This window comes from Pseudoalteromonas sp. CnMc7-15, from assembly GCF_022347925.1.
GTDB classification, from domain to species: Bacteria; Pseudomonadota; Gammaproteobacteria; order Enterobacterales; family Alteromonadaceae; genus Pseudoalteromonas; species Pseudoalteromonas ruthenica.
The window spans coordinates 144,589-166,463 of record NZ_JAKRFT010000005.1 but is presented as its reverse complement, the minus strand read 5'-3'; the positions used below and the strand labels follow the sequence as shown (position 1 = coordinate 166,463).

Annotated in this window: 22 protein-coding genes and 1 riboswitch; of the genes, 15 read left to right on the top strand and 7 right to left on the bottom strand. The window is 49.2% G+C overall.

Translation table 11 applies throughout. The features are described from left to right. Positions 1-30 precede the first annotated feature (30 nt). The 3 genes from zapB to MHM95_RS13310 are packed head-to-tail and all read left to right on the top strand — an operon-like array spanning position 31 to position 1,560. On the top strand, positions 31-261 hold the full coding sequence (zapB, locus tag MHM95_RS13320; protein WP_045979239.1) for a cell division protein ZapB: 231 nt from the start codon (positions 31-33) through the stop codon (positions 259-261). Further along, complete coding sequence (locus MHM95_RS13315; RefSeq protein WP_235419541.1) at positions 261-551, top strand: cell division protein ZapA; 291 nt, start codon at positions 261-263, stop codon at positions 549-551. Before zapB ends, MHM95_RS13315 begins: the two co-directional genes overlap by 1 nt. 28 nt (positions 552-579) lie before the next feature. Beyond that, positions 580-1,560 carry an MBL fold metallo-hydrolase gene (locus tag MHM95_RS13310; protein WP_239385525.1) on the top strand — a complete coding sequence of 327 codons (981 nt, stop codon included), beginning with the start codon at positions 580-582 and terminating at the stop codon, positions 1,558-1,560. 70 nt (positions 1,561-1,630) lie between these two features. Here MHM95_RS13310 and MHM95_RS13305 read toward each other — a convergent pair whose 3' ends face one another. Next, positions 1,631-4,393, bottom strand: coding sequence for a prolyl oligopeptidase family serine peptidase (locus tag MHM95_RS13305; RefSeq protein ID WP_239385524.1), 2,763 nt, complete (start codon positions 4,391-4,393; stop codon positions 1,631-1,633). A 117-nt stretch (positions 4,394-4,510) separates the two neighbouring features. After that, positions 4,511-5,653, bottom strand: coding sequence for a DUF3103 family protein (locus MHM95_RS13300; protein ID WP_235419544.1), 1,143 nt, complete (start codon positions 5,651-5,653; stop codon positions 4,511-4,513). A gap of 247 nt (positions 5,654-5,900) precedes the next feature. On the opposite strand from MHM95_RS13300, the gene MHM95_RS13295 reads away from it, so the two are divergent. The 7 genes from MHM95_RS13295 to MHM95_RS13265 all read left to right on the top strand — a co-directional run bounded on the left by MHM95_RS13295 (position 5,901) and on the right by MHM95_RS13265 (position 12,840). After that, positions 5,901-6,344 (top strand): YaiI/YqxD family protein, encoded by a 444-nt coding sequence (locus MHM95_RS13295; RefSeq protein WP_045979243.1) that lies wholly within the window; start codon positions 5,901-5,903, stop codon positions 6,342-6,344. A 22-nt stretch (positions 6,345-6,366) separates the two neighbouring features. Further along, positions 6,367-6,470, top strand: a riboswitch (TPP riboswitch). 116 nt (positions 6,471-6,586) lie between these two features. Further along, the gene (thiC, locus tag MHM95_RS13290) at positions 6,587-8,536 is read left to right on the top strand and encodes a phosphomethylpyrimidine synthase ThiC (RefSeq protein ID WP_045979244.1); all 1,950 of its coding nucleotides are present in this window, start codon (positions 6,587-6,589) and stop codon (positions 8,534-8,536) included. Continuing rightward, complete coding sequence (locus MHM95_RS13285; RefSeq protein WP_239385522.1) at positions 8,536-9,543, top strand: FAD-dependent oxidoreductase; 1,008 nt, start codon at positions 8,536-8,538, stop codon at positions 9,541-9,543. Before thiC ends, MHM95_RS13285 begins: the two co-directional genes overlap by 1 nt. A gap of 15 nt (positions 9,544-9,558) precedes the next feature. Further along, entirely contained in the window at positions 9,559-9,756 is a 198-nt protein-coding gene (gene thiS / locus MHM95_RS13280; RefSeq protein WP_022943337.1) for a sulfur carrier protein ThiS, read from the top strand. Continuing rightward, complete coding sequence (locus MHM95_RS13275; protein WP_151173415.1) at positions 9,757-10,554, top strand: thiazole synthase; 798 nt, start codon at positions 9,757-9,759, stop codon at positions 10,552-10,554. Beyond that, the gene (gene thiE / locus MHM95_RS13270; protein ID WP_239385521.1) at positions 10,551-12,095 is read left to right on the top strand and encodes a thiamine phosphate synthase; all 1,545 of its coding nucleotides are present in this window, start codon (positions 10,551-10,553) and stop codon (positions 12,093-12,095) included. The genes MHM95_RS13275 and thiE overlap by 4 nt, the downstream gene beginning before the upstream one ends. Further along, a complete protein-coding gene (locus MHM95_RS13265; protein ID WP_045979249.1) occupies positions 12,085-12,840 on the top strand; it encodes a HesA/MoeB/ThiF family protein in 756 nt (251 codons plus the stop codon). Before thiE ends, MHM95_RS13265 begins: the two co-directional genes overlap by 11 nt. A gap of 44 nt (positions 12,841-12,884) precedes the next feature. Here MHM95_RS13265 and MHM95_RS13260 read toward each other — a convergent pair whose 3' ends face one another. Next, positions 12,885-13,808 carry a manganese-dependent inorganic pyrophosphatase gene (locus tag MHM95_RS13260; protein WP_045979250.1) on the bottom strand — a complete coding sequence of 308 codons (924 nt, stop codon included), beginning with the start codon at positions 13,806-13,808 and terminating at the stop codon, positions 12,885-12,887. A gap of 128 nt (positions 13,809-13,936) precedes the next feature. On the opposite strand from MHM95_RS13260, the gene MHM95_RS13255 reads away from it, so the two are divergent. Then, entirely contained in the window at positions 13,937-14,428 is a 492-nt protein-coding gene (locus MHM95_RS13255; RefSeq protein ID WP_239385520.1) for a hypothetical protein, read from the top strand. A 3-nt stretch (positions 14,429-14,431) separates the two neighbouring features. Beyond that, positions 14,432-15,241, top strand: a complete 810-nt coding sequence (gene mutM / locus MHM95_RS13250) for a bifunctional DNA-formamidopyrimidine glycosylase/DNA-(apurinic or apyrimidinic site) lyase (RefSeq protein ID WP_151173412.1) — start codon at positions 14,432-14,434, stop codon at positions 15,239-15,241. Positions 15,242-15,280: 39 nt separating this feature from the next. Here mutM and MHM95_RS13245 read toward each other — a convergent pair whose 3' ends face one another. The 4 genes from MHM95_RS13245 to MHM95_RS13230 all read right to left on the bottom strand — a co-directional run bounded on the left by MHM95_RS13245 (position 15,281) and on the right by MHM95_RS13230 (position 18,915). After that, a complete protein-coding gene (locus MHM95_RS13245; protein WP_022943344.1) occupies positions 15,281-15,772 on the bottom strand; it encodes a DUF3299 domain-containing protein in 492 nt (163 codons plus the stop codon). Positions 15,773-15,779: 7 nt separating this feature from the next. Then, complete coding sequence (locus MHM95_RS13240) at positions 15,780-17,102, bottom strand: ABC transporter permease (RefSeq protein WP_239385519.1); 1,323 nt, start codon at positions 17,100-17,102, stop codon at positions 15,780-15,782. Continuing rightward, entirely contained in the window at positions 17,099-17,797 is a 699-nt protein-coding gene (locus MHM95_RS13235; RefSeq protein ID WP_045979254.1) for an ABC transporter ATP-binding protein, read from the bottom strand. Before MHM95_RS13235 ends, MHM95_RS13240 begins: the two co-directional genes overlap by 4 nt. An 83-nt stretch (positions 17,798-17,880) precedes the next feature. Continuing rightward, entirely contained in the window at positions 17,881-18,915 is a 1,035-nt protein-coding gene (locus MHM95_RS13230; RefSeq protein WP_239385518.1) for a CDP-glycerol glycerophosphotransferase family protein, read from the bottom strand. Between the two features lie 255 nt (positions 18,916-19,170). On the opposite strand from MHM95_RS13230, the gene MHM95_RS13225 reads away from it, so the two are divergent. The 3 genes from MHM95_RS13225 (at position 19,171) to MHM95_RS13215 (ending at position 21,875) form a co-directional block, all read left to right on the top strand. Further along, the gene (locus MHM95_RS13225) at positions 19,171-20,271 is read left to right on the top strand and encodes a phosphoribosylaminoimidazolesuccinocarboxamide synthase (protein ID WP_022943348.1); all 1,101 of its coding nucleotides are present in this window, start codon (positions 19,171-19,173) and stop codon (positions 20,269-20,271) included. Between the two features lie 133 nt (positions 20,272-20,404). Further along, positions 20,405-21,481: a CDP-glycerol glycerophosphotransferase family protein gene (locus MHM95_RS13220; RefSeq protein WP_239385517.1), complete on the top strand. Its 1,077-nt coding sequence runs from the start codon at positions 20,405-20,407 to the stop codon at positions 21,479-21,481. Continuing rightward, positions 21,471-21,875: an adenylyltransferase/cytidyltransferase family protein gene (locus tag MHM95_RS13215; protein ID WP_045979256.1), complete on the top strand. Its 405-nt coding sequence runs from the start codon at positions 21,471-21,473 to the stop codon at positions 21,873-21,875. Before MHM95_RS13220 ends, MHM95_RS13215 begins: the two co-directional genes overlap by 11 nt.

The following is a 21,875-nucleotide window of genomic DNA, read 5'->3' as shown; positions in this document are numbered from 1 at the left end:
ATTCTAATCAACAGTTTAAAGAGCGCCTTTATGAACCAAGAAACCCTTTCCCAACTCGAACAACTGGTCGATAAATTGATTCAGCGTAATAGTGAATTACAGCAAGAAGTGACCACCTTACGTGAAAACAATACTAAGCTAATGGACGAAAACGAAACTTTGCAGCTAGAAGTGCTAGAAAGCGAAGAAAAGCAGAAAGAAACCAGTAGTACATTAACGAGCCTACTGGAAAAACTGCAGTCGGCTAGCGCGGCGGGTTAATGAGTAACGACGGACACAGCGTCAAGGTCAATTTGCTCGGTAGGGAGCATCAGTTTGCTTGTCCCCCTGGGCAAGAGCAGGCGTTACTTGATGCGGCACAGCACCTCAATGAGAGCGTTGAACATATGCGTCAGCGCTCAGCGGTGCGAAATGATGACAAAGCGTTACTTATGGCAGCACTCAACTTGTGCCATGAGTTATTAGAAGCGAAGTCGCAGCTCACTGAGCTGCAACAAATGCAGAGCCAACTGTGCTCCAAACTGACATCAGCCTTAGAAACAACATCATAAGGCGCATAGTCGCGCCCAAGGGAAGCCTATGCGCCAATTTCTGTTTTTATTATTAGCCCTCACCACCACCGTAAGCCATGCCCAGCAATGGCACAGCATCAGTGCTCATGTCGACTTTATCCAACAACATGAAAAGCTAAAGTACTATGATTCAAATCAGGTGCTTATCCAGGGCGATGAATGCGCCTTATTAATCGATGCGCCAGGGGAGTTTTCGCAAACTGAGCGCTTCATTAGCAAGTTAGACAAGCAGCTAAAAGTGCCACTGTGCTATTTGTTAGTTTCTCACCCTCATGATGACCATTTATTGGGGATGGCACTGTTACAAAGCCATTACCCGGACGCTAAACTTATCGTCCACCAACATCTCAATGATCAGTTTCATCTCGCTCATGCCCAGCTCAACGAACGCTTAGATGGTTTTGCCAAGAGTATTGCTCTAAGCGAGCACCGCATGAATAACTTGCCCGAGCAAGAACAGCTTCCTTGGCAGCAAAAAATAGCAGCAGCGAAAGCGCGTTTAGATAAATGGCAGCATTTAGAGCTGCAATCACCCCAGCTGGCAATAAATAAAAAGACCACATTGGACTTAGGTAATTACGAGCTCAACATATTGCCCTACGCGGCGCATACTGATGCCGACCTGATGGTATATATTGAGCAAGAGGCGCTTCTCGCCGGTGCGGATATGGTCGACATACAGCCCTACCCAGGGGACGCAAATTTCTCGCAGTGGTTGCGCGCTTTCGATGATTTGGCGGCTCTGGATATCACTCAAGTTCTGCCAGGACATGGTGATGCACATAGCAAAGCGAGCTTGAATATCCCAAAAGTGTGGTTAATAGCCATTGTTGAGCACGTAAATAAACATCCTGAGCAAAGTGTCGAAGAGCTAGTCGCAAGCTTTCCAACACACTTTTCACCTAGCGAGCCAGGGTTAGAGCAGCGCGCTTACCGCGTCTTTTTAACCGCAGGGTTGCAGCGCGCCAAAGCCACACAAGGGCAATAGCACACATAAAAAAAGCCAACCCGCTTGGGTTGGCTTATAACGCAAATGTATTGCTGTGTTATAGCGTTAATTATTCCTCAATAAAAGGGACACCTTGCGTCATCCACTGTGGCGCTGGTTCACCTTTTAGGTGATGATTAAAGTACTGCATCATGCGAATAGAAAAGTCCACTTGATTGGGGAACTGTTTCAGGTGATGTGGCTCGCCATCATATTCAAGGAAAATCACCTCTTTCCCGGCGCGGCGCAATGCTAAATAGTACTGAATCCCTTCTTGCCAAGGCACGGCGCCATCCTCATTGCCAAACATAATCATAATTGGAGTGTTTATTTTATCGGCAAAAAACACCGGTGAGTTGTCAATGTAGGCATCGACATCTTCATACAGTGCCTTACCAATACGGCTTTGCCCCGTTTCATATTGGAATTGACGCGCTAATCCTGATTTTAGGCGGATACCGCTGTATGCCGAGGTCATATTCGATACCGGCGCCCCCGAGACAACTGCTTTAAACATATCGGTTTGCGTTACCATAAAGGCACTTTGGTAGCCGGCCCATGAGTGTCCTTGCAAGCCTATGGCATCTTTTTTTGCAACGCCCATATCAATCAGCTTTTGTGCGGCATTGATCATGGTTTGAGTGGACGAGGGGCCAGGTTTACCAATCTCAAAGCGAATATCAGGCAAGAACACCGCGTAACCGTTCGATGTAAACATCGGGAAGTTAGGGCGATGGTTAAGCTCCATTTTTGGGAAGTCGTAACGTCGCTGGCTCATATAGCGGTAAAAGTAGATAACCACAGGCACTTGCTCACCTTCTACGTAGTCCGCAGGTTTTATCAGCACGCCTTGTAAGTCCTCGCCATCGTAGCCTTTGTAACTAACTAGTTCTGGCTTGTGCCCCCATTTAAACTGACTGATTTGTGGGTTCAGATTGGTTATCTGGCGGGGATTTGTTAGCTGGGCATCAGCCTGCCAAAAGTCAGGAAACTGGTGATAACTCTGCTTGGTAAAAATGTATTTATCAGCGTGTTTGGCCTTCATTTTTACATCAAAGCGCGCTTCATCAGCCAAAAGTGTACGCACAGTGTTATTTGCTAAATCCAGTGCACCTATGTGGGTCTGCTTACTATTCACATTAAATGCGCGTAGCAGAAGCTGCTCTTGGTCATCAAAACCAAGCTTATCATCGTCTAGGTTAACCACCCGATACTGAACCTGCTTAGCTTGCCCTTGCGTTAAAACTTGGGCTTCGCCACTTTCAACATCAAAGGCCCAAATATCGTATTTAGAATTAATGAGTACCTTCGAGCCGTCTTTATACCAGCCCGCAACACCATAGCCGTCTACCTCGGAGGGGTAATCATGCTTATCATCGGCAAATACTGCATTCACTGCTTTGCTAAGGGGAGTCACTTTATTAGTGGCTAAATCTTTTAGCTGCCACCCTTGGTCACTAAAGTACACCGCATGTTGCCCTGTTGGTGACAAACTCGGGCGATGTGGATGGGCTTTGACGATGACTTGTTTACTGCCGTTGAGAACATCAATAGCATAGTAGTCATTATAAAAGCCTTTGTAGGTCATCTCGTGCAAATAGGGCAGGTTAGAGTAACCAATGAGGTGATCTGCTTTTTTGTTTAACCGCACCTTTGGCACTTGCTCATCGGCCAGTTGCACCACCTTCTTGCCATTAAGGTGATATACCGCTTGGTAATGGCGATACTTGTTTTCTTTCTGCCATTGCTGTTTTTCGCGCGGTTTTATTTCCGGGTCTTGGTGGTGCCATACTTCAATATTCGCCTGAGCCACTATGGTGTCGAAGTCGCGCAACGACTGCGCGTCTTGGTACTTTTTCTTGGTCACTTTGGCGTCAAGCTCTGGTCGTGTTGTAAAGTATAGGCGAGCGCCATCTTCCGACCAACTCAGTGTGCCTTTTTTGCCCGCTTGCCATTGACTTGGCAGCGTTTCTAAGGTGTTTTGCTGGCCATGCCACAACATCGTACGGTAGTCGCGGCGGCGCGTATCATCATTGACATAATTGCCGACGTTAAAGGCCACAAGGTTTTGTACTGGGTGCCATTCAATGGTGCTAACGGTCACCCCTGGCTCATCTATCAGTGAGTCCGTGCGTTGTGAGGCAAAGTCAAAATAGCTGACTTGGTTGTTACTGCCATCACTGCTGTGTTGATTGAAGACGATACCTGCACTGGTATGGCTGATAGCATAAGTGAACACTGAATCAAGGCGTGTCTGCTCGTTGCTAGTTAGATCAACAATGACTAAGTCATAGGTTTTATCTTTTTTATCAGCGCTAATATGCAGGTTATCGCCATCATCGGCTTTTTCTTTTTCGTTATCAGCATCTTGATCGTCGCTGCTGTGGAGGCGATAGGCGAGCCAGCGACCATCATCCGAGAGTTGATAGTCTTTCACCTGCTCAAAACCTTGCTGGGCACCCGTTTGGGTATTGACCAAGACGAGGTTGTTTTTTAATTTCTTGCGCGCTTTTTTGTCAGTGGTTTCTTTATTCAAGAGAGTGGGGACTTGGGTGAATGCCACCCATTGGCTGTTTTTATTAATCTGTGCCGCTGTACCGCGTGCCACCGTGGCAATAAGTTCATTGTTATCTAGGTTATACACCTGACCCTGAGCGTCGCCGCGATAAGGTTCGGCACTAAAGGCTAGGTACTGACCTTGCTCGCCCAAAACGGTGTGTTGCGGATACTTGAAATCGAAGACATCGTTAAATTGCAACGCCTGCTTAGCGGTCACTGGTGTCGCCAGTGCACCTGCCAGCACAGCAGTTAGAAAAGTAAGTTGAGGTTTCATGACCACGTCCTGTTTGCTTTTTTAGCTATTGTAACGGTAACAGGCGAAGATTCGAGCAAACGCGATAAAGTGGATAGTTTTTGAGATAGGCGCTGCACTAAGCAGCGCCATAGTGTTTTATCTTGGGTCGATAGTAAGTGGTTCCAGCGTGACCCTTGCGTTGTTGCTGGCGCCCGCATAGTTACGATATGTTTGCCCTTCACGTAGGGTGTAATACACGTCAACATAGTCGTCATCATTAGTGAACCATGCATCAGGCATTGCTTGTAAAATCTCATTTGTTAGCTGAGGAATAATGGCATAGCCCTGAGCGTCAGGATTCGGAATTGCGCGCAGTACTGCTGTGGCGACTTCTAATAGTTTACTCGCCAGAGTTTTATAATTGGTATTGTCGTCTTGCTCCATCAATAAGATATCCGCAGCTTGCCAACGGTAGCGATTCCAGTGAATTAACACTTGGTTTGGGTAGTAGTTTTCGCCGTCGTGATCTAAGTAGGGCATATCAACAATGTCTAGCACTGGCTCATCGCGAGACGGGCTCACACCCGTGACAATGGCGTATACTTCAGCGGCACCTGAAATCCAAGGCTCTTCATCATCATTAACACGGATTTGTTTAAGCACTGTGGTGGATAACGGTTGTTCGTCTTGGGTGCTGTATTTACTTTGTAGCGTCGGTTGTTGGGTTGATGCCAGCACCGAGCGCATTATCGCAAGTCCCTCAGTAAGGGTCTTTTTGGCGTCAAGCTCGACGATGAAAACCGGTGTATCAGGAAGCGTGTAGGCATCGAGTAAATGCAGCTGTCCTTGTTGGTCATACGCTTCTACCACATCCCAGTGTTTGTCATCGCCCTTGGGAGCAAAGGCGACCAGCGCCGGTTCGCCTTGCTGCCAGTCATTAAGCATGTTGCGATGCGCTAGGCGCAGTTGTAATAGGTTGTCGCCCTGTTCAGGTAGGCCCTTTAGCGAACGAATTTGGGCATTATGCTGTTGCAGATCAAACTCGCTTTGAGCGTCTTTAGGCACTAACTTATCGGCACTCACTGCCAACGAGTACGCACTTAGTTGTTGTTGTAGGGTTGGTTGTAGCTGCTTTAAATTCTTGGCAATGTTTTTGGCAAGGGCTTTTTTGCTTTGGAATACACTGTGGGCCGCCTGTGCCTGTTGGGTGACAGCGGTTGTTTGTGAGGCAACACTTAGATGACTGGTGAGGCTCAGCGTAGAGGCGAGTGCCAAGCTCAGTAGTGATAGTTTTTTCATTTTATGCTCCATGTGTGATCAAGTTTCAAAAAGTACACCTGAGGTAGGGTGTTAACCTTTTTTTAACCTTTTACCTTTTGCAGGGTCAACACATCGGAGCAGTGAAATGCATTCTGCGTGTAAACGGACGTAAATAGTGCGGGGAAAGCGCTTCATTTTTCATCCTTTATACTTATTCTTGCATCACTTCATACCTCCACTGACAAACTTGATATACTGCACACCTATTTAATTAGGAAGAAACGCCATGACTATTTGGGTTGACGCCGATGCGTGTCCCGTCGCTATCCGCGAAATTATCTGCCGCGCTGCGGTACGCACGAAAACCACAGCGGTCTTTGTTGCCAACCAATACCTGCGTTTGCCAGCATCAGATTTCTTGCGTATGCAGCAAGTCATGCCGGGTTTTGATGTGGCGGATAATGAAATCGTACAGCAAGTTCAGGCTGGCGAGTTGGTGATCACCAGCGACATCCCATTAGCGTCGGAAGTAATTGATAAGGGCGCGTTAGCATTGAATACACGGGGTGAGCTGTACACCAAAGAGAATATCAAGTCGCGCCTTAATATGCGTGATTTTATGGATACCTTAAGAAGCAGCGGCATCCAAACCGGTGGCCAAGCCCCTTTGAGTGCCCAAGACAAACAACAATTTGCCAATCATCTTGACCGCTGGCTTGCGCAACAATGAGTTTGTAAGCTAGACTGCTGGCGAATACTTGTCGGAGTGCCCTAACTGAAGGGCTGAGATCGCAAATGCGGGATCCGTTAACCTGATCAGGCTCACACCTGCGTAGGGAACAAGCTTGCCTCGGCACGCTTGTGCCGTAATGGCACAAACCATGCCCAGCCAAAGCAGCGCTTATGCGCGCGGACCACAGGCTCTATCGCCTCCAGACAAGACCAATACTCAGTAAAATAGTGAGGTGCGTCATGTCACAGAAAACCAAACCAAGCCGTCGTCAAAGCCGTGAAGCGGCGTCTGAATACATCCACAACCTTACGGGGCAGCCTTTCCCCAATTCCAAAAAAGTCTATGTTGAGGGCTCGCAGCCCGGAGTGCGAGTGGGTATGCGGGAAATCGCATTAAGCGATACCTTTGTTGGCGGCAGTGAAGAAGATCCCATCTACGAAAAAAACGACCCTATTCGTGTTTATGACACCTCAGGGCCATACACTGATCCAGATTTTGAGCTCAATGTGCGCAAAGGCCTGCCTAAATTCCGCCAGGCTTGGATTGCAGAGCGTGATGACACCGAGCTATTAGATCATAAAAGCTCGCAGTTTGCTCAGCAGCGTATGGCTGACGAAGGGCTTGACCATATTCGCTTTGAGCATCTACCGCAGGTGCGCCGCGCTAAGGCGGGTAAAAATGTCACGCAAATGCATTACGCTCGCCAAGGGATCGTTACCCCAGAAATGGAGTACATTGCCATTCGCGAGAATATGGGCCGTGCAGAGGTGCGCAAGGAGTTATTAGCTCAGCAGCACCCTGGGCAATCTTTTGGTGCCAGTATCCCCGAATTTATTACCCCTGAGTTTGTCCGAGATGAGGTTGCACGAGGGCGAGCAGTGATCCCTAATAATATCAATCATCCCGAGTCCGAGCCGATGATCATCGGGCGTAACTTCTTGGTGAAAGTGAATGCTAACATCGGTAACTCGTCGGTTAGCTCATCCATCGAAGAAGAAGTAGAAAAAACCGTGTGGTCCACCCGCTGGGGGGCCGACACCATTATGGATTTATCAACCGGGCGCTATATTCACGAAACCAGAGAATGGGTGATCCGTAATTCGCCGGTGCCAGTGGGCACAGTGCCGATTTATCAGGCGCTTGAGAAAGTAAATGGCGTGGCCGAAGATCTTACCTGGGAAATCTTCCGTGATACGCTGATTGAACAAGCCGAGCAAGGCATCGATTATTTTACCATCCATGCTGGGGTGCTATTACGTTATGTGCCTATGACCGCAAAGCGGGTCACAGGTATTGTCTCCCGAGGGGGGTCTATTATGGCGAAATGGTGCTTAGCGCATCACCAAGAGAATTTCCTCTACACCCACTTTGAAGACATTTGCGAAATTTTAAAGCAGTACGATATTTGTTTCTCGTTGGGCGATGGGCTGCGTCCAGGGTCGATTGCCGATGCCAATGACGAAGCACAATTCAGTGAACTACGCACCTTAGGCGAGCTTACCAAAATAGCATGGCAGCATGATGTGCAAGTGTTTATCGAAGGGCCGGGTCACGTGCCGATGCATTTAATCAAAGACAATATGGACGAGCAGTTAGCCCATTGCGGCGAGGCGCCGTTTTATACTTTAGGCCCGTTAACCACCGATATTGCCCCAGGCTACGACCACTTCACTTCAGGCATTGGCGCGGCGCAAATCGCTTGGTATGGCTGCGCGATGTTGTGCTATGTCACGCCGAAGGAGCATTTGGGGCTGCCTAACAAAGAAGATGTTAAAGAAGGCTTAATCACCTATAAGATTGCCGCCCACGCAGCCGATTTGGCCAAAGGGCATCCAGGGGCGCAGGAGCGTGACAACGCTTTATCAAAAGCGCGTTTCGAGTTTCGTTGGCTCGATCAATTCAACTTGGGTCTCGACCCGGACCGGGCGCGCGAGTATCACGATGAAACCTTGCCGCAAGAGTCAGGAAAAGTCGCGCATTTTTGCTCGATGTGTGGGCCCAAATTCTGCTCTATGAAAATCACTCAGGAAGTACGTGATTACGCCAAAGATCTGGAGTCTAAAGGCATCGACCCCAATAATCTTGGCGAGGAAATCAGTATTCGCATGGTTGATGTTGAGTCGCAAATGCAGGCGAAATCAGAAGAGTTTAAAGCCTCAGGCAGCGAGCTCTACCATAAGGTATATTAATGGCCCAAAAAATAGCCATTGTTGGCTTTGGTGTGTGCGGCCGGGTGGCCGCACTGCTGCTTGCCCAGCACTATGATATTGAAGTGTTTGAACGCGGTGATGAGCACGGCCACAGTAGTGCTGGGCACGTGGCGGCTGCGATGCTTGCGCCAATGGCCGAATCGGTACTGTGTGAACAAGACCTCGCTGAGGATGGCCTTGCTGCTTTGGCATTATGGCCAAAACTCTTGGCCTTGCTCGATGAACCGGTTCAGTTTCAGCAAGCTGGCAGTATTATTGTTGCCTACCCCCAGGATCACGGCGCTATGGCGCATTTCCGCAAACAGTTAAAGCCATTGGCGGGCTTTGCTGGGCAAGACATTGACGGTGCTCAGTTGCAGACGCTGGAGCCCGAGCTGGCAGGGCGCTTTGGCAAAGGGCTATACCTGCCATGCGAGGGACAGCTCGATAATCAAGGCTTTTATCAGCACAGTTACCTCAGCCTAAAACGTCGTGGCGTGTGCTTTACCTTTAATGCCGATGTGGACGTTGACGCGCTCGCAGCACAAGACTATCAAGCCGTCATCGATTGTCGCGGCATCGGGGCGAAAACTGCGCACACCCCATTGCGGGGTGTGCGTGGCGAGGTCGCTAGAGTGCATGCACCGGAAGTACGCTTGAGCCGGCCGGTGCGGCTCATGCATCCGCGTTATCCGATTTATATCGCTCCTAAGCCAGACCATCGCTATGTCATTGGCGCCACCGAAATTGAATCACAAGATACCCGAGCTATCACGGTGCGCTCTACCTTAGAGCTGTTATCCGCAGCTTACAGTGTCCATAGTGGCTTTGCTGAAGCCACCGTTGAGTCCTTGCGTGCTGGGCTGCGCCCAGCCTATAACGATAACCGACCACATATTGAGCAAAGGGGCAAGGTGATTAGCATTAATGGCTTATATCGCCATGGCTATATGCTCGCGCCCATTGTCGTTAAGCGGGCATTGGCGCAGTTTAATACCGCCGTATAAAACCAAGGTGAAGATATGCAGATTTATATAAACGAAACGCCTGTTACCGTGCCAGAGCAGGCTGCATTGAGTGAGGCAATCACTGCGTTTGCGGCTAAACCGCCGTTCGCCGCCGCTGTTAATGGCCATTTTGTCGCGCAGCAAGACTATGGGCACACCGCCCTGAAAGAAGGCGATAAAGTGGATATCCTTGCACCCATTCAAGGAGGTTAGATGAGCGACGCTTTTACTATCTATGGTCAGTCTTTCAGCAGTCGGCTGCTGATTGGCTCAGCCTTATACCCATCGCCGCAATGCATGCATCAAGCGATTGCCGCCAGTGGCAGTGAAATCGTCACGGTGTCTCTGCGTCGGCAGAACTCTCACGCTGGAGGAGATGACTTTTGGCAGCTGATCAAAGATACCGGGTTAACGGTGCTGCCCAACACCGCAGGTTGCCACAGTGTGCAAGAGGTGATGACCTTGGCGCAAATGTGTCGTGAGGTTTTCGCCACCGACTGGATAAAGCTCGAACTCATTGGTGATGACTACAACTTGCAGCCAGACCCTATCGCCCTAGTTACTGCTGCTGAGCAATTATTGGCACAGGGTTTTAAGGTGCTTCCTTATTGCACCGATGATCTGGTAGTGTGCCAGCGTTTAGTGAGCGCTGGCTGTGAGGTTATTATGCCTTGGGCTGCGCCCATCGGTACTGGCAAAGGCATATTAAACCCCTATGCATTGCATACTATTCGCGAGCGCTTACCCGATGTTACGCTGATTGTCGATGCCGGGTTAGGGTTGCCTTCTCACGCCTGCCAAGCCATGGAAATGGGCGTGGATGCCGTGCTACTAAACTCGGCCATAGCAGGAGCCAACGACCCTGTGTTGATGGCACAAGCCTTTGCCAATGCCACCGTGGCTGGCAGACAAAGTTATTTAGCAGGGCCCATGGTGGAAAAGTCGACTGCCGTGCCGTCAACGCCGACGTTGGGCATGCCTGCATGGCACACAATGAGTGAGGATATATGAGTGAAGTAGTATGGACCATTGCCGGCTCTGATAGCGGCGGTGGCGCAGGCATTCAAGCCGACTTGAAAGCGATGCACAGCTTTTGTGTGCATGGATGTAGCGCCATTACCGCACTGACAGCACAAAATAGCCTGGGCGTGGAAGCACTAAATCCAGTGACACAGGCGGTGCTGGAGTCTCAATTGCAAGCCTTAGCCAATGACCTTCGTCCCCAAGCAATCAAGATAGGGATGCTCGCCAATGTGCAGCAAATCCAACTGGTAGCCGAACATTTACGTTATTATCGCGACAACTGGTCGTACCCTCCTCATGTGGTTTACGACCCGGTGGCCATTGCCACAAGTGGTGATAGTCTGATTGAGGAAGACGCTCAAGACGATATTGCCGATGCCATTAAAACCCATTTATTGCCCTTGGTTGATGTAATCACTCCCAACGTCCATGAAACACAAATGCTCACCGGCATATACCTTATTGGCCCCGATGCGTTGCGTGAAGCGGCGAAACGATTGCAGCAGTGGGGGGCAAAAAGTGTGGTAATTAAAGGCGGACATTGGGACTACCCACAAGGATATTGTGTTGATTACTGCCGCGAAGGTGAACAAGAATATTGGCTTGGCAACGCCACCATCACCACTCCCCATAGCCATGGCACGGGGTGTACGTTGTCATCCGTTATTGCTAGTTGCTTGGCTAAGGGGTATCCGCTTAAAGATGCCTTTATTCTTGGCAAAGCCTATATCAATGCCGGGTTGAAAAGCGCGCAGCGCTACGGCGAAGGCATAGGCCCGGTAGCGCAAACGCGTTGGCCGAGTGAACTTGCTGATTTTCCGCAAGTGATCGAGCCCGGAAGTTGGCTTGGCGATGAGCTTGATTTTCCATGTGCTGCCGATTTTAACTATGCCGCCGGATTCGCGCCTTGCCCACAGCAACTTGGGCTCTACGCCGTGGTCGACAGTGTTGATTGGTTGCAGCTGTGCTTGGAGCACGGTGTCAAAACCGTGCAACTGCGCATGAAAGACTGCCATGGCGAGCAGTTAGAAGAAGCTATCAAGCAGGCCATTGCCTTGGGGCGTGCCCACGATGCTCAGGTGTTTATCAATGATCACTGGCAGTTAGCGTTAAAGCATGGCGCTTACGGTGTGCATCTGGGGCAACAGGATTTACACAATGCCAACCTGCGCGCTATTCAAGACGCTGGCCTGCGCTTAGGGCTCTCTACTCATGGCTTTTATGAAATGCTACTGGCGCACAATTACCGGCCCAGCTATATCGCCTTGGGCGCGATTTACCCAACCACCACCAAGGATATGACCGGGCAAATTCAGGGCCTGCAGAAGCTGCGTCACTTTGTACCATTGATGCAAGCTCATTACCCCACGGTGGCCATTGGTGGCATAGATTTGACGCGTATCGCTGAGGTGGTCAATACCGGTGTCGGCAGTGTCGCCGTGGTTCGGGCGATAACCGAAGCAGCGCATCCTACACAGGCGATTGCGCAGTTACAGCAAGCAATCAAGGACGGGCGCAGTGAACAGTGACGCGCTCAGTAACAAAGAACGTATCCGTTACGCTCGGCAGTTATTGCTTGATGATGTTGGCGAGGCGGGGCAGTTGCGCCTAAAGCAAGCCACCGTGCTGGTGGTCGGTTGCGGCGGCTTAGGCAGCCCCGCGCTGCTTTACCTTGCCGCCAGCGGCGTGGGTAAAGTGCGGTTTATGGACGATGATGAGGTCGAGCTATCTAACCTCCAGCGGCAAATTTTGTTCAAGCTTAATCATCTCGGGCAAGCTAAAACGAAGGCGGCGAATAAAGTGTTAGCCAGCTTAAATAGCGACATAACCCTAGAGCCACTGTGCCAACGGGCGAGCGCACATACTTTAAGCACGGCGTTGTCGGGGTGTGATTTAGTGCTTGATTGCAGTGATAACTTTGCAACCCGTTATCTGCTCAATAAAACCTGCAAAGAGGCGCAGGTGCCGCTAATTAGCGGCGCTGCGGTGGGACACCAAGGGCACCTTGCGTTGTTCGACTTTGGCGATAGCACCTCTCCCTGTTATGCCTGTCTGTTTCCGCCGCACAGCGATAACCCCACCGCTAATTGCGCCACACTCGGGGTGATTTCGCCCTTGCTGGGCATTGTCGGTGCACAACAGGCCATGCTCGCCATTAACTATTTGCTTAAGGGCAATGGAGCGGCCGTGTTGCACTGTGTTGATGGCGAGACTTTGCGCCATAGGGCAATACAATTGCAGAAAGACCCGCAGTGCCCTTGTTGTGGGCAATAAAAAAGCCAGCGAGGTTGCTGGCTTAACATACTAAAAAGCGGGGATTAACCTGCAAATGCGTCTTGCAGCGGTGGCACTACCTGCTTTTTGCGACTAAGTACGCCGTCTAACCATACCTGAGAGTCAGCCACTTGTTCGCCGTAGGCTCTTTCGATGATGCCTTCGTCAGCAGAAGCGATTAGCATTTGCGAGCCTTCGTTCATGATGTCGGTGAGCAACAACAGCACACTGTGGCGGCTGCCCTCTTCTTTAAGCTTAGCAAGATCAGCATGTAATTCGGCTTTTATGTTGTCAAATACCGCCAGGTCGATAACCTCTAACTGACCGATGCCCACTAGGTTGCCATTCATATTGAAGTCTTTAAAGTCACGCATGACCAAATCACGCACTGGCGTGCCTTCAACGGCTGATTTAACTTTGAACATTTCCATGCCGAGCTCTTTGGCATCGTCAACACCAGCGATCTCTGCAAGAGCCTCAACACACTTGATATCGGCGGTGGTGCAAGTCGGCGACTTGAAAATCACCGTGTCACTTAAAATAGCGCACATCATCAAGCCGGCGATATCTTTTGGAATATCGACGCCGTAGAAGTCATACATCATTTTAATGATGGTGTTTGAGCAGCCGACCGGGCGAATCCAACATTCAAGCGGTGTGGATGTGGTTAAATCGCCTAGTTTGTGGTGATCGACCACGCCGACTACAGTCGCCTGGTCAATATCATCAGGGGCTTGAGTTTTCTCGGTGTGGTCAACAATATACACCTCTTCCCCAGCGTAGCTCATTTTCAGTTCTGGCGCTTCGAAGCCAAAACGGTCAAGGATGAACTGGGTTTCCGGTGATACCTCGCCTAAACGCGTAGGGATCGCCTCTTCACCAATTTGATTTTTTAAGTACGCCAGTGCAATTGCACCGCAGATCGAATCAGAATCAGGGATCTTGTGTCCCACTACATACATTGCCATATCGACTCTCCTAAATATTTTGCCGTTATTGTAGCAATAATTTTTAGCTCTGCGGTAGCGGCAAATGGGCTGCTTGGGCACGACTTTTTGGTTACACTGGGAGGATTAATTTCTATAGGGCATAAACCATGGCTGCAATTAAACTTTCGCGCAAAGGGTGGAATAACTTAATTATTTTCGCCATGTTGATTATGATCTTTGTGTTCAATGGGTTACATCATAGGCTTGGTGGCGATGATGAACCTAAAGGGCCGCAACCTTTGTTACCAGCGCAGAGTTATATTCTTACTTTAGAGTATCCCGGCATAAAAATTGAGCGTATTGGCACCAGCTGGCGTATGCAACAGGACAGCGATGCGGCGCAACCAAGCGCTGATATTCAAACGCTAGAAGCCAATGTTCGCGCTTGGCAACAACAAAGAGCGCCGTTAGCTGAGCCGCTTGGCGGAGCGCCTCTTTTAGCCGCAACCTTAACGCTTGCAGGAGAGCCAACCCCCTATGTTTATGTGCTCTATAAAGAGCAGCAGCACTATCGATTATTTAACAAGCAACAGCAGCGCTGGTATAGCTTAACGACACATCAAGCGCAGCAGCTGTTTATACAATTAGCGAGTAACTAACTTATGCCTGAGCTTCCCGAAGTCGAAGTAAGCCGTTTAGGCATTGCCCCCCACATTGAGGGGCAAACCATTACCCAAGTAAATGTTCATCAACCGCAACTACGTTGGCCGGTGAGCGAACAGGTCTATGCCCTAGCAGGTAACGTCATTACTCAGGTAAGTCGTCGTGCAAAGTATTTGCTGTTGCACTGCGATGAGGGAGCGGTGATTTTACACCTGGGTATGTCCGGACATTTGCGGGTTGTTGATAGCAACACGGCGTTAAAAAAGCACGATCATATTGAGTTTCAGTTTGCGAACGGCCTGAGTTTGCGCCTAAATGACTCGCGCCGCTTTGGCGCATGTCTGTGGCAGCCACTGGACAGTGTGCACTCGGTATTCCAAAAATTAGGGCCAGAGCCACTGACCGCTGATTTTGATGCGCAGTGGCTGTTTGCGCGCTCTCGTAATAAAAAGCAACCCATTAAGCAATTTATTATGGATAACCAGGTGGTGGTTGGGGTCGGTAATATCTATGCCAATGAATCTTTGTTCAAAGCCGGGATTCATCCTAAGCGTGAAGCCGGGAAAGTCAGCCTTGCACGCTATCAAAAGCTCACACCGTTAATAAAGGCGACCCTCGCGGCGGCGATTGAGCAGGGGGGCACGACATTAAAAGATTTCTCCCAAAGCGATGGTAAACCCGGTTACTTTGCGCAGCAATTATTGGTCTATGGCCGTAAAGGGGAGCCTTGTACAAGTTGTGCGACTACGCTGACGGAAATACGTTTAGGCGGGCGCTCAACGGTTTACTGTAAAAAGTGTCAGCGCTGAGGTGGGCGGCCAAGGGATGTCCTTGGCCAATTGATTTTGCTATAGCTCGAACGGGGCAACACCGACGCCTGCTATTTTGTAGCCGGTTTTTGCGATTTCACCGCTCCAGCTATCAGCCTGCATGACCCCGGTCACCACTATCGCGTCATAGAGGCTATCGATCGGCACACCATTTTTCATGGTCACATGTACAATTTGATTCGGTGGTGGTGGCGGCACATGGATACACGCGCCGAAATAAGGCACTAAGAGAAACTCAGTTATGGACTCGTTGTCTCCCTCCAAAGGCACCACAAAGCCGGGAAGGCTTACGGTTTTGCCATTGTATTTTTGTACCACTGGGGCATCTAAATTTGGCTGCACCCAGTTTTGCTCACTGCCTTCGTGGCTTGATGAATTATTGCGTGTATCGACCGCAACATGACCTTCTGGCACCAGGTCTTCCCAAAAAATCTCCAGGGGCTCATTGGCCATTGCCGAGCCTGTCAAAGCGGTGCTCAAAAGCACCAAACTTGCGTAAATAAACTTCATAAATATCCTAGGTTTTAATGCTCATACCATCGTTTAGCGAGTAGAAATAAGCGCGTGCTGCCGGCAGTATACCGACAATCCAGCCAGCGATAATGATACCTGCGACTAAGCTCAGTTCATAGCCTGACAAAGGAGTGATACTCAAGCTAATGCCCCCATGAGCTTGCAGTAAAGACTGACTGGCCAACATGGCCGCGTAAAATAAGCCACACCCCAAGGCGGTACCAATAACGCTGATCAGCACGGCTTCTATACTCATTAAGGAAAAAATATGCCACGGCTTGGCGCCCACAGAACGTAAAATAGCGAGCTCCCGGCGCCGTTGCGACAGGTTTGCCAGCAAGGTGGTAAGCATTCCTAGCAGACTGACACTGACCACCACCAAGGAAAACAACAGCAAGATTTTTTCCACTATGGCAAGCATTTCCCAGAGTTGACTCAGGGTTACGGTGGGCATAATCGCCATTAATGGCTCAGCCTGATATTGGTTGATATTGTGACGTACTTGTAAGCTGTATAGTGGGCTGTCGAAGCCAAGTAAAAAGGTACTAATCTGTTTTGGTGTACCGACTAAATCTTGGTGCGGTGTGTGTTTTTGCTCATGGTGCTGGCCATGTTCGTGGTGTTCGCTTGGGTGAGTTGTATGCTCATCGTGCTCGTGCTCGTGCTCGTGCTCGTGCGAGTTGGCTTGAGCGCTGCCATGCATCAGCTCAATTGCTTTTAACGGCACATGCACCGATTTATCGACCGGGGTGCCGGTCGGCGCCAATATACCAACGATGGTCAGGGGGTTATCATCATGTTGTTGGAAGCTGGTGTTGCCCATGCCATGGGCAACAACAATGTTATCGCCAAGTTGATAGCCCAATGAGCGAGCAACGTCAGCGCCAAGTACCACATCGTTTACGCCGGCAAAAGCGTGGCCTTGGGCAAAGCGCAAGGGCTGCTTCTTAGCATAGCGAAAGTGCTCAAAATAACTTAAGTCGGTGCCGATTACCGCAAAGCCTTTGTGGGCATCACCGAGCGACAGTGGAATACTCCAAGCAACGCCGCGCTTACTACTAATGGCTTGATAGCTTTGCCAGCTAACGCCATTGTTCATATGGCCAATGCGAAACACTGAAGCTAGCAATAGTTGAATATCGCCGGTACGCGCGCCAACAATCAAGTCGGTGCCCGAGATGGTATTGGAGAAGCTTGATTTGGCATCCACGCGCACTCGTTCAATACTCAACAGCATCATAACGCTAATGGCGATGGTTAAGACACTGAGTAACACGCTGGCCTTACGGTTAAATAAGCTTTTGCTGGCGAGTTTTAGCAAAATCATGACGCCACTCCTGCAAGCTGATTAACTTCACTTAGGCTCACCACCTTGGAGAACAGCGGCGCGAGGGACTTTTCATGGCTCACAAACACCACCGTGGCGCCAGTCTTGTCGGTTTGCTCGAACAGCAACTCGATAAACGCCTTGCGGTTGTCCTCATCAAGGGCGGAGGTGGGTTCATCGGCGATGATCACTTCGGGCTCACCAATGACCGCTCGCGCTGCGCCTACGCGTTGCTGCTGACCGATACTCAAGGTATTAACCGCTTGATGATGGTGGCTCGCATCTAAACCGAGCTGAGTGAGCAAGGTGGCTGCCAGTTCGTTCATTGCCATACCGGCGCGTTGCGCTCGTTGGCGGCGAACAGCGGAAAAAGCCAAGGCTAAGGTGACATTGTCGATAGGGCTAAGGTAGGGCAGTAAATTAAAGTTTTGAAAAATATAGCCGAGGTGATCGGCACGAAACTGATCGCGTTTGGCGCTGCTCAGGGCACTGAGATTGGTATCGGCAATGCGAATGTGCCCGCGTTGCGGGGTTTGGATCCCCGCCAGTAACGACAGTAGCGTTGATTTACCGGTGCCGCTGGGGCCGTGTAAAAAAACATGCTCACCTTTTTTTATGTGCAACGAGTCTATTGCTAGAGTGGGTGTGTGCTTTTCACCATGCCAAGAAAACCATAGCTTTTCTATTTCAATCATCACGTTCAATACCGCTGACTTGCAATTGTTGTTACTGTATCACAGTCATGTTTTAGGGCCAGCGCAATGCGATCAATGGCCCGTTACCAACGCCAATATGCCAATTTTTTACGCATCTTAAACTGGCGTAGCAAATTAAGGGGCTTGGCCTTTAGCTCAGCGCCGTCACTGATAATTAAATCATTGGTTGCCGCCAATACGCGCTCACTTGAGCGACCATCTTGATAGGGATGCAGTTGCTGGCAGAAAGACTCGATATTAGCCATTAACTCGGGCGGTCGGGTCAGCGCTTGGTCTATTGCCGCTTCAACCTGAGTCGCATCGGTTACATTGAGAAGGTGCGCTGCAGGGGCTTGATTATTAAAAGTAACCACTGGGCGACGCAGCAATAAAAACATTAGCAAAATCGAAGAGGTATCACAGAGCATTACGTCCGCTGCTTGCAACAGGGGAATGACATTGTCGGTTTCAACAAAGCTGAGAGTGTCATTTTGCATGGCTTTATATCGCGTCACGATATCTGCACTCATCTTCGGGTGGAACTGCACTAAAATACGGTATTTACCGCTATCGCGGAGCTCTTTAATGTGCTCAACCAACACCGGAGCCAGTGACAAGCGCTTGGAAAAAGTTGAACAAATCAATAAAGTCGGGCGCGAGTCAGCACTGCTATAGAGGTTATTTGGTGTGGGGCTAAACAGTGGGTCGAGCATTGACCAACCCGTTTCACGCACACGAAAAAAACCATGTTGCTGGGCTAACTGGGTAAAGGGCTCAGTGGTATTTGGGCCTTGAGTACAATACAAATCAAAGCAACCACGAATGGTGAAATGGTCGTTCTTGCCGCGACTATTTAACTTGCCCGCGTCAAAGCCATGAAACACAGCGACCTTCTTACCAGGAAAAAAGGTGGGCATGATATTCGCTGGTGCAAACGCTGCGTGAGGCCGCCACTGACGAATTGCATCAACGGTTAATAACTGAGATTCGTCTGCAGCTAGGAAATCAGGGTTAACTTCATCGCCTTGTAAAAACCACTTTACTTCGCCGCCGTGAGCGCGAATAACTTGTTGTAAAGGGCGTAAAATCGCATAGGAGTAATTTTGCGAAATATACATAAGGTATCGCTTGCCCTGAGTGCTGCTCGCTAAGTCCACCGCCGTGCCCCTATAGCAAAAAGATGTTGTTTAGTTTACCGCAATATTAACTTTAAATGACAGGTACAAGGGCTATCCAGTGTCGAGAATAAAAAAGATAGGACAAAAGTCCGCTTTGTTGCGGCGATTATCTTTATCTTCGCTGCCAGCTGAACTATCATAGCGCGCTCACAGCCTCGGTCGGTGTATCGAAATTAGCCCTTGTTTGGAGTAACCATGAGCAACTACAAAGTCTTAGATGTAAACGATGATCTACCTATTCGCACTCAAGGTCCGGTGCACAGCGGCAAAGTGCGTTCCGTTTACTGGTTAACCGAGCAAGACAGTGCTCGCTTAATTGCAGAAAAAGGGTATGCGGTGCCACAGGGGACCGAGTTGGCAATTATGGTTATCTCCGATCGGATCTCGGCGTTTGATTGTATTTGGCAAGGTGAGCAGGGCTTAAACGGCATTCCAGGCAAGGGCATTGCGCTGAATGCAGTGGCTGCGCACTGGTTTAAACAATTTGATGCCGCCGGACTTGCTGGCAACCATATTGTGGATATTCCACACCCATACGTATGGATTGTGCGTAAAGCCAAAACAGTAAAAGTGGAAGCCATTGCTCGTCAATATATCACTGGTAGCATGTGGCGTGATTACGCTAAAGGTATCCGCTCTTTCTGCGGCATCGACCTACCTGAGGGGCTAACCGCGAACCAAAAGTTAGATGAAGTGCTGATCACACCATCGACCAAGGGGATTATTGAAGGGCTAGATGACGTGCCAGCCGTGGATGATGTAAACATCACGCGCAAAAACATCACCGATAACCTAGATGCATTCAACTTTAGCTCAGCAGCTGATGTGGCAAAGTATGAGCACTTATTGGTGCAAGGATTTAATGTGATCAGCGCTGAGCTGGCGAAGTTAGATCAAATCTTTGTCGATACTAAGTTCGAATTCGGTTATGTCGAAGACATGCAGGGCAATGAGCAGTTAATCTATATTGATGAGGTAGGTACGCCAGACTCTTCACGTATTTGGGATGGTCCCGCATACCGCGATGGTAAAATCATTGAAAATTCCAAAGAGGGGTTTCGCCAGCTGCTTATCAATAATGTACCCGACAGCGATGTGTTGCTAAATAAAGAGCGCATGGCTGAGCGTGAGCAACTCGCCCAAGACTATAAGTTGCCGGTTGAAGTAATGATGCAGGTGTCTGACACTTACGTTGGCATTGCTAGTAAAATCATTGGCGAGCCACTGCAAATTCCTACCGACCCGCGCAGTGAAATTATAGCGGTGCTCAAGGAGCAATATCAGCTTATTGATTAGTCCTATTCGGGTCACAAAGTATGCCGCCACAACGATATCGGCGGCATTTTTATAGGTAGTCAGGGTACAATTAGGCAAACAATTCGGTTTTTTAGTATGATGGGCGAATGTTTTTTCCGCTTTGCACCGTTGTATGAAGGTTTTTTTCGACGTTTTACACTTGTACTACTTGCCTCAATACTTATCTGTTATCGATGAGCTTAATCAACGTGGTGCACAGACCGTGGTGGTGCTTTATAAGCAAGAAGATGCGGTGCTCAATGCGGCTGCAGAATATGCAATAAAGGCTCATAACTTAAATGCGCATTGGCTGCAAAGTGAATCACAAGCGGTCGCGTTCTATCGTCAATGCGGCGCTGATTGGGTTATATTCGGTAAGGCTTTCGCGGCTATTGCAGAGTTAAATAGCATAGTAAAAACGGCGTTGATGCAGCACGGTATTGGCCCCAAGACGTGTTACTATGATGCCTCGAATAATGCAACTTCAGTGCGATTTGTTGAAGGTCAACACCGTTTGACCCGCTTACACACACTCTATCCAGACTCGACGTTTATTGATACTGGATACGCCAAGTTAGACCCATTATTGAGTCAACCACAGTATCCGTTACCAAGCCATGAAGATTTCGGCCTTGATGCCAGCAAGCCGACGGTGCTTTACGCTCCTACTTTTTATCCAAGCTCGCTGGAGCGGCTGCCTAAAAACTGGCTGGCAAACCTGACACACTGCAATGTAATTATTAAGCCGCATTACTTTTCGCAAACAAAAGACAAATATCAAAAGCATCAACGCTTATTGCAGCGATGGCAGCAGTATGAGCATGTGTATGTGAGTCAACTTGAAGAGTTTAATTTAGTCCCTTTTATGGCACTCGCTGATGTCTTGGTGTCGGATGCGTCGTCGGCTATTTTTGAGTTCTTTGCGTTGGGTAAGCCGGTAGTGTGGTGCAACTTCTACAAGCTCAGATGGTCTTACCGAGGGCCTTTTGCGTACCGCTTTAAAGCGCGTTTAGACGATGATATCTCCTACTTTGAGCCGCTATGCTTTAAAGCAGATAAAGCTTCTGATGTGATTAGTGCCATTGAAGAGGCATTACATCAGCCACAAAAATTTCATAACCAACAAAACCAAACCACGATAGAACGCCTAGCAGGGAGGCTTGACGGCAACAGTGCGAAGAGAATAGTAAGCTACCTATATGACAACTAAAATAATAACGTTCGGTACTTTTGATGTATTCCATGTCGGCCATGTCAATATCCTAGAACGTGCCGCAGCGCTTGGCGATGAACTGATAGTGGGGGTATCTTCCGATGCCCTGAATGTACGGAAAAAAGGCCGCGCTCCGGTCTATGCGCAAGCAGACCGTATGAATATCATTGCCGCGTTAAAGTGTGTATCCGATGTATTCTTAGAGCAGTCTTTAGAACTCAAGCGCCATTACATTGAAACCTACAATGCGGACATGCTTGTGATGGGCGATGATTGGCAAGGTAAGTTCGATGACCTCAAAGAGGTATGTGAGGTCGTCTACTTACCCCGTACTCCCTCTATCTCTACCACAGAGATAATTGAGGTGGTGCGCCAGCCAGAGTTCTGCTAA

Excerpts from the sequence above, each read along its gene's own strand:
- MHM95_RS13235 (WP_045979254.1), bottom strand. The coding sequence starts at position 17,797 with ATGATTGAAATAGAAAAGCTATGGTTTTCTTGGCATGGTGAAAAGCAC.
- MHM95_RS13310 (WP_239385525.1), top strand. The coding sequence starts at position 580 with ATGCGCCAATTTCTGTTTTTATTATTAGCCCTCACCACCACCGTAAGC.
- MHM95_RS13285 (WP_239385522.1), top strand. The coding sequence starts at position 8,536 with ATGGCCCAAAAAATAGCCATTGTTGGCTTTGGTGTGTGCGGCCGGGTG.
- MHM95_RS13260 (WP_045979250.1), bottom strand. The coding sequence starts at position 13,808 with ATGGCAATGTATGTAGTGGGACACAAGATCCCTGATTCTGATTCGATC.
- MHM95_RS13240 (WP_239385519.1), bottom strand. The coding sequence starts at position 17,102 with ATGATTTTGCTAAAACTCGCCAGCAAAAGCTTATTTAACCGTAAGGCC.
- MHM95_RS13220 (WP_239385517.1), top strand. The coding sequence starts at position 20,405 with ATGAAGGTTTTTTTCGACGTTTTACACTTGTACTACTTGCCTCAATAC.
- thiC (WP_045979244.1), top strand. The coding sequence starts at position 6,587 with ATGTCACAGAAAACCAAACCAAGCCGTCGTCAAAGCCGTGAAGCGGCG.
- zapB (WP_045979239.1), top strand. The coding sequence starts at position 31 with ATGAACCAAGAAACCCTTTCCCAACTCGAACAACTGGTCGATAAATTG.
- MHM95_RS13305 (WP_239385524.1), bottom strand. The coding sequence starts at position 4,393 with ATGAAACCTCAACTTACTTTTCTAACTGCTGTGCTGGCAGGTGCACTG.
- thiS (WP_022943337.1), top strand. The coding sequence starts at position 9,559 with ATGCAGATTTATATAAACGAAACGCCTGTTACCGTGCCAGAGCAGGCT.
- MHM95_RS13315 (WP_235419541.1), top strand. The coding sequence starts at position 261 with ATGAGTAACGACGGACACAGCGTCAAGGTCAATTTGCTCGGTAGGGAG.
- MHM95_RS13255 (WP_239385520.1), top strand. The coding sequence starts at position 13,937 with ATGGCTGCAATTAAACTTTCGCGCAAAGGGTGGAATAACTTAATTATT.
- MHM95_RS13300 (WP_235419544.1), bottom strand. The coding sequence starts at position 5,653 with ATGAAAAAACTATCACTACTGAGCTTGGCACTCGCCTCTACGCTGAGC.
- mutM (WP_151173412.1), top strand. The coding sequence starts at position 14,432 with ATGCCTGAGCTTCCCGAAGTCGAAGTAAGCCGTTTAGGCATTGCCCCC.
- MHM95_RS13275 (WP_151173415.1), top strand. The coding sequence starts at position 9,757 with ATGAGCGACGCTTTTACTATCTATGGTCAGTCTTTCAGCAGTCGGCTG.
- MHM95_RS13245 (WP_022943344.1), bottom strand. The coding sequence starts at position 15,772 with ATGAAGTTTATTTACGCAAGTTTGGTGCTTTTGAGCACCGCTTTGACA.
- thiE (WP_239385521.1), top strand. The coding sequence starts at position 10,551 with ATGAGTGAAGTAGTATGGACCATTGCCGGCTCTGATAGCGGCGGTGGC.
- MHM95_RS13230 (WP_239385518.1), bottom strand. The coding sequence starts at position 18,915 with ATGTATATTTCGCAAAATTACTCCTATGCGATTTTACGCCCTTTACAA.
- MHM95_RS13295 (WP_045979243.1), top strand. The coding sequence starts at position 5,901 with ATGACTATTTGGGTTGACGCCGATGCGTGTCCCGTCGCTATCCGCGAA.
- MHM95_RS13225 (WP_022943348.1), top strand. The coding sequence starts at position 19,171 with ATGAGCAACTACAAAGTCTTAGATGTAAACGATGATCTACCTATTCGC.
- MHM95_RS13215 (WP_045979256.1), top strand. The coding sequence starts at position 21,471 with ATGACAACTAAAATAATAACGTTCGGTACTTTTGATGTATTCCATGTC.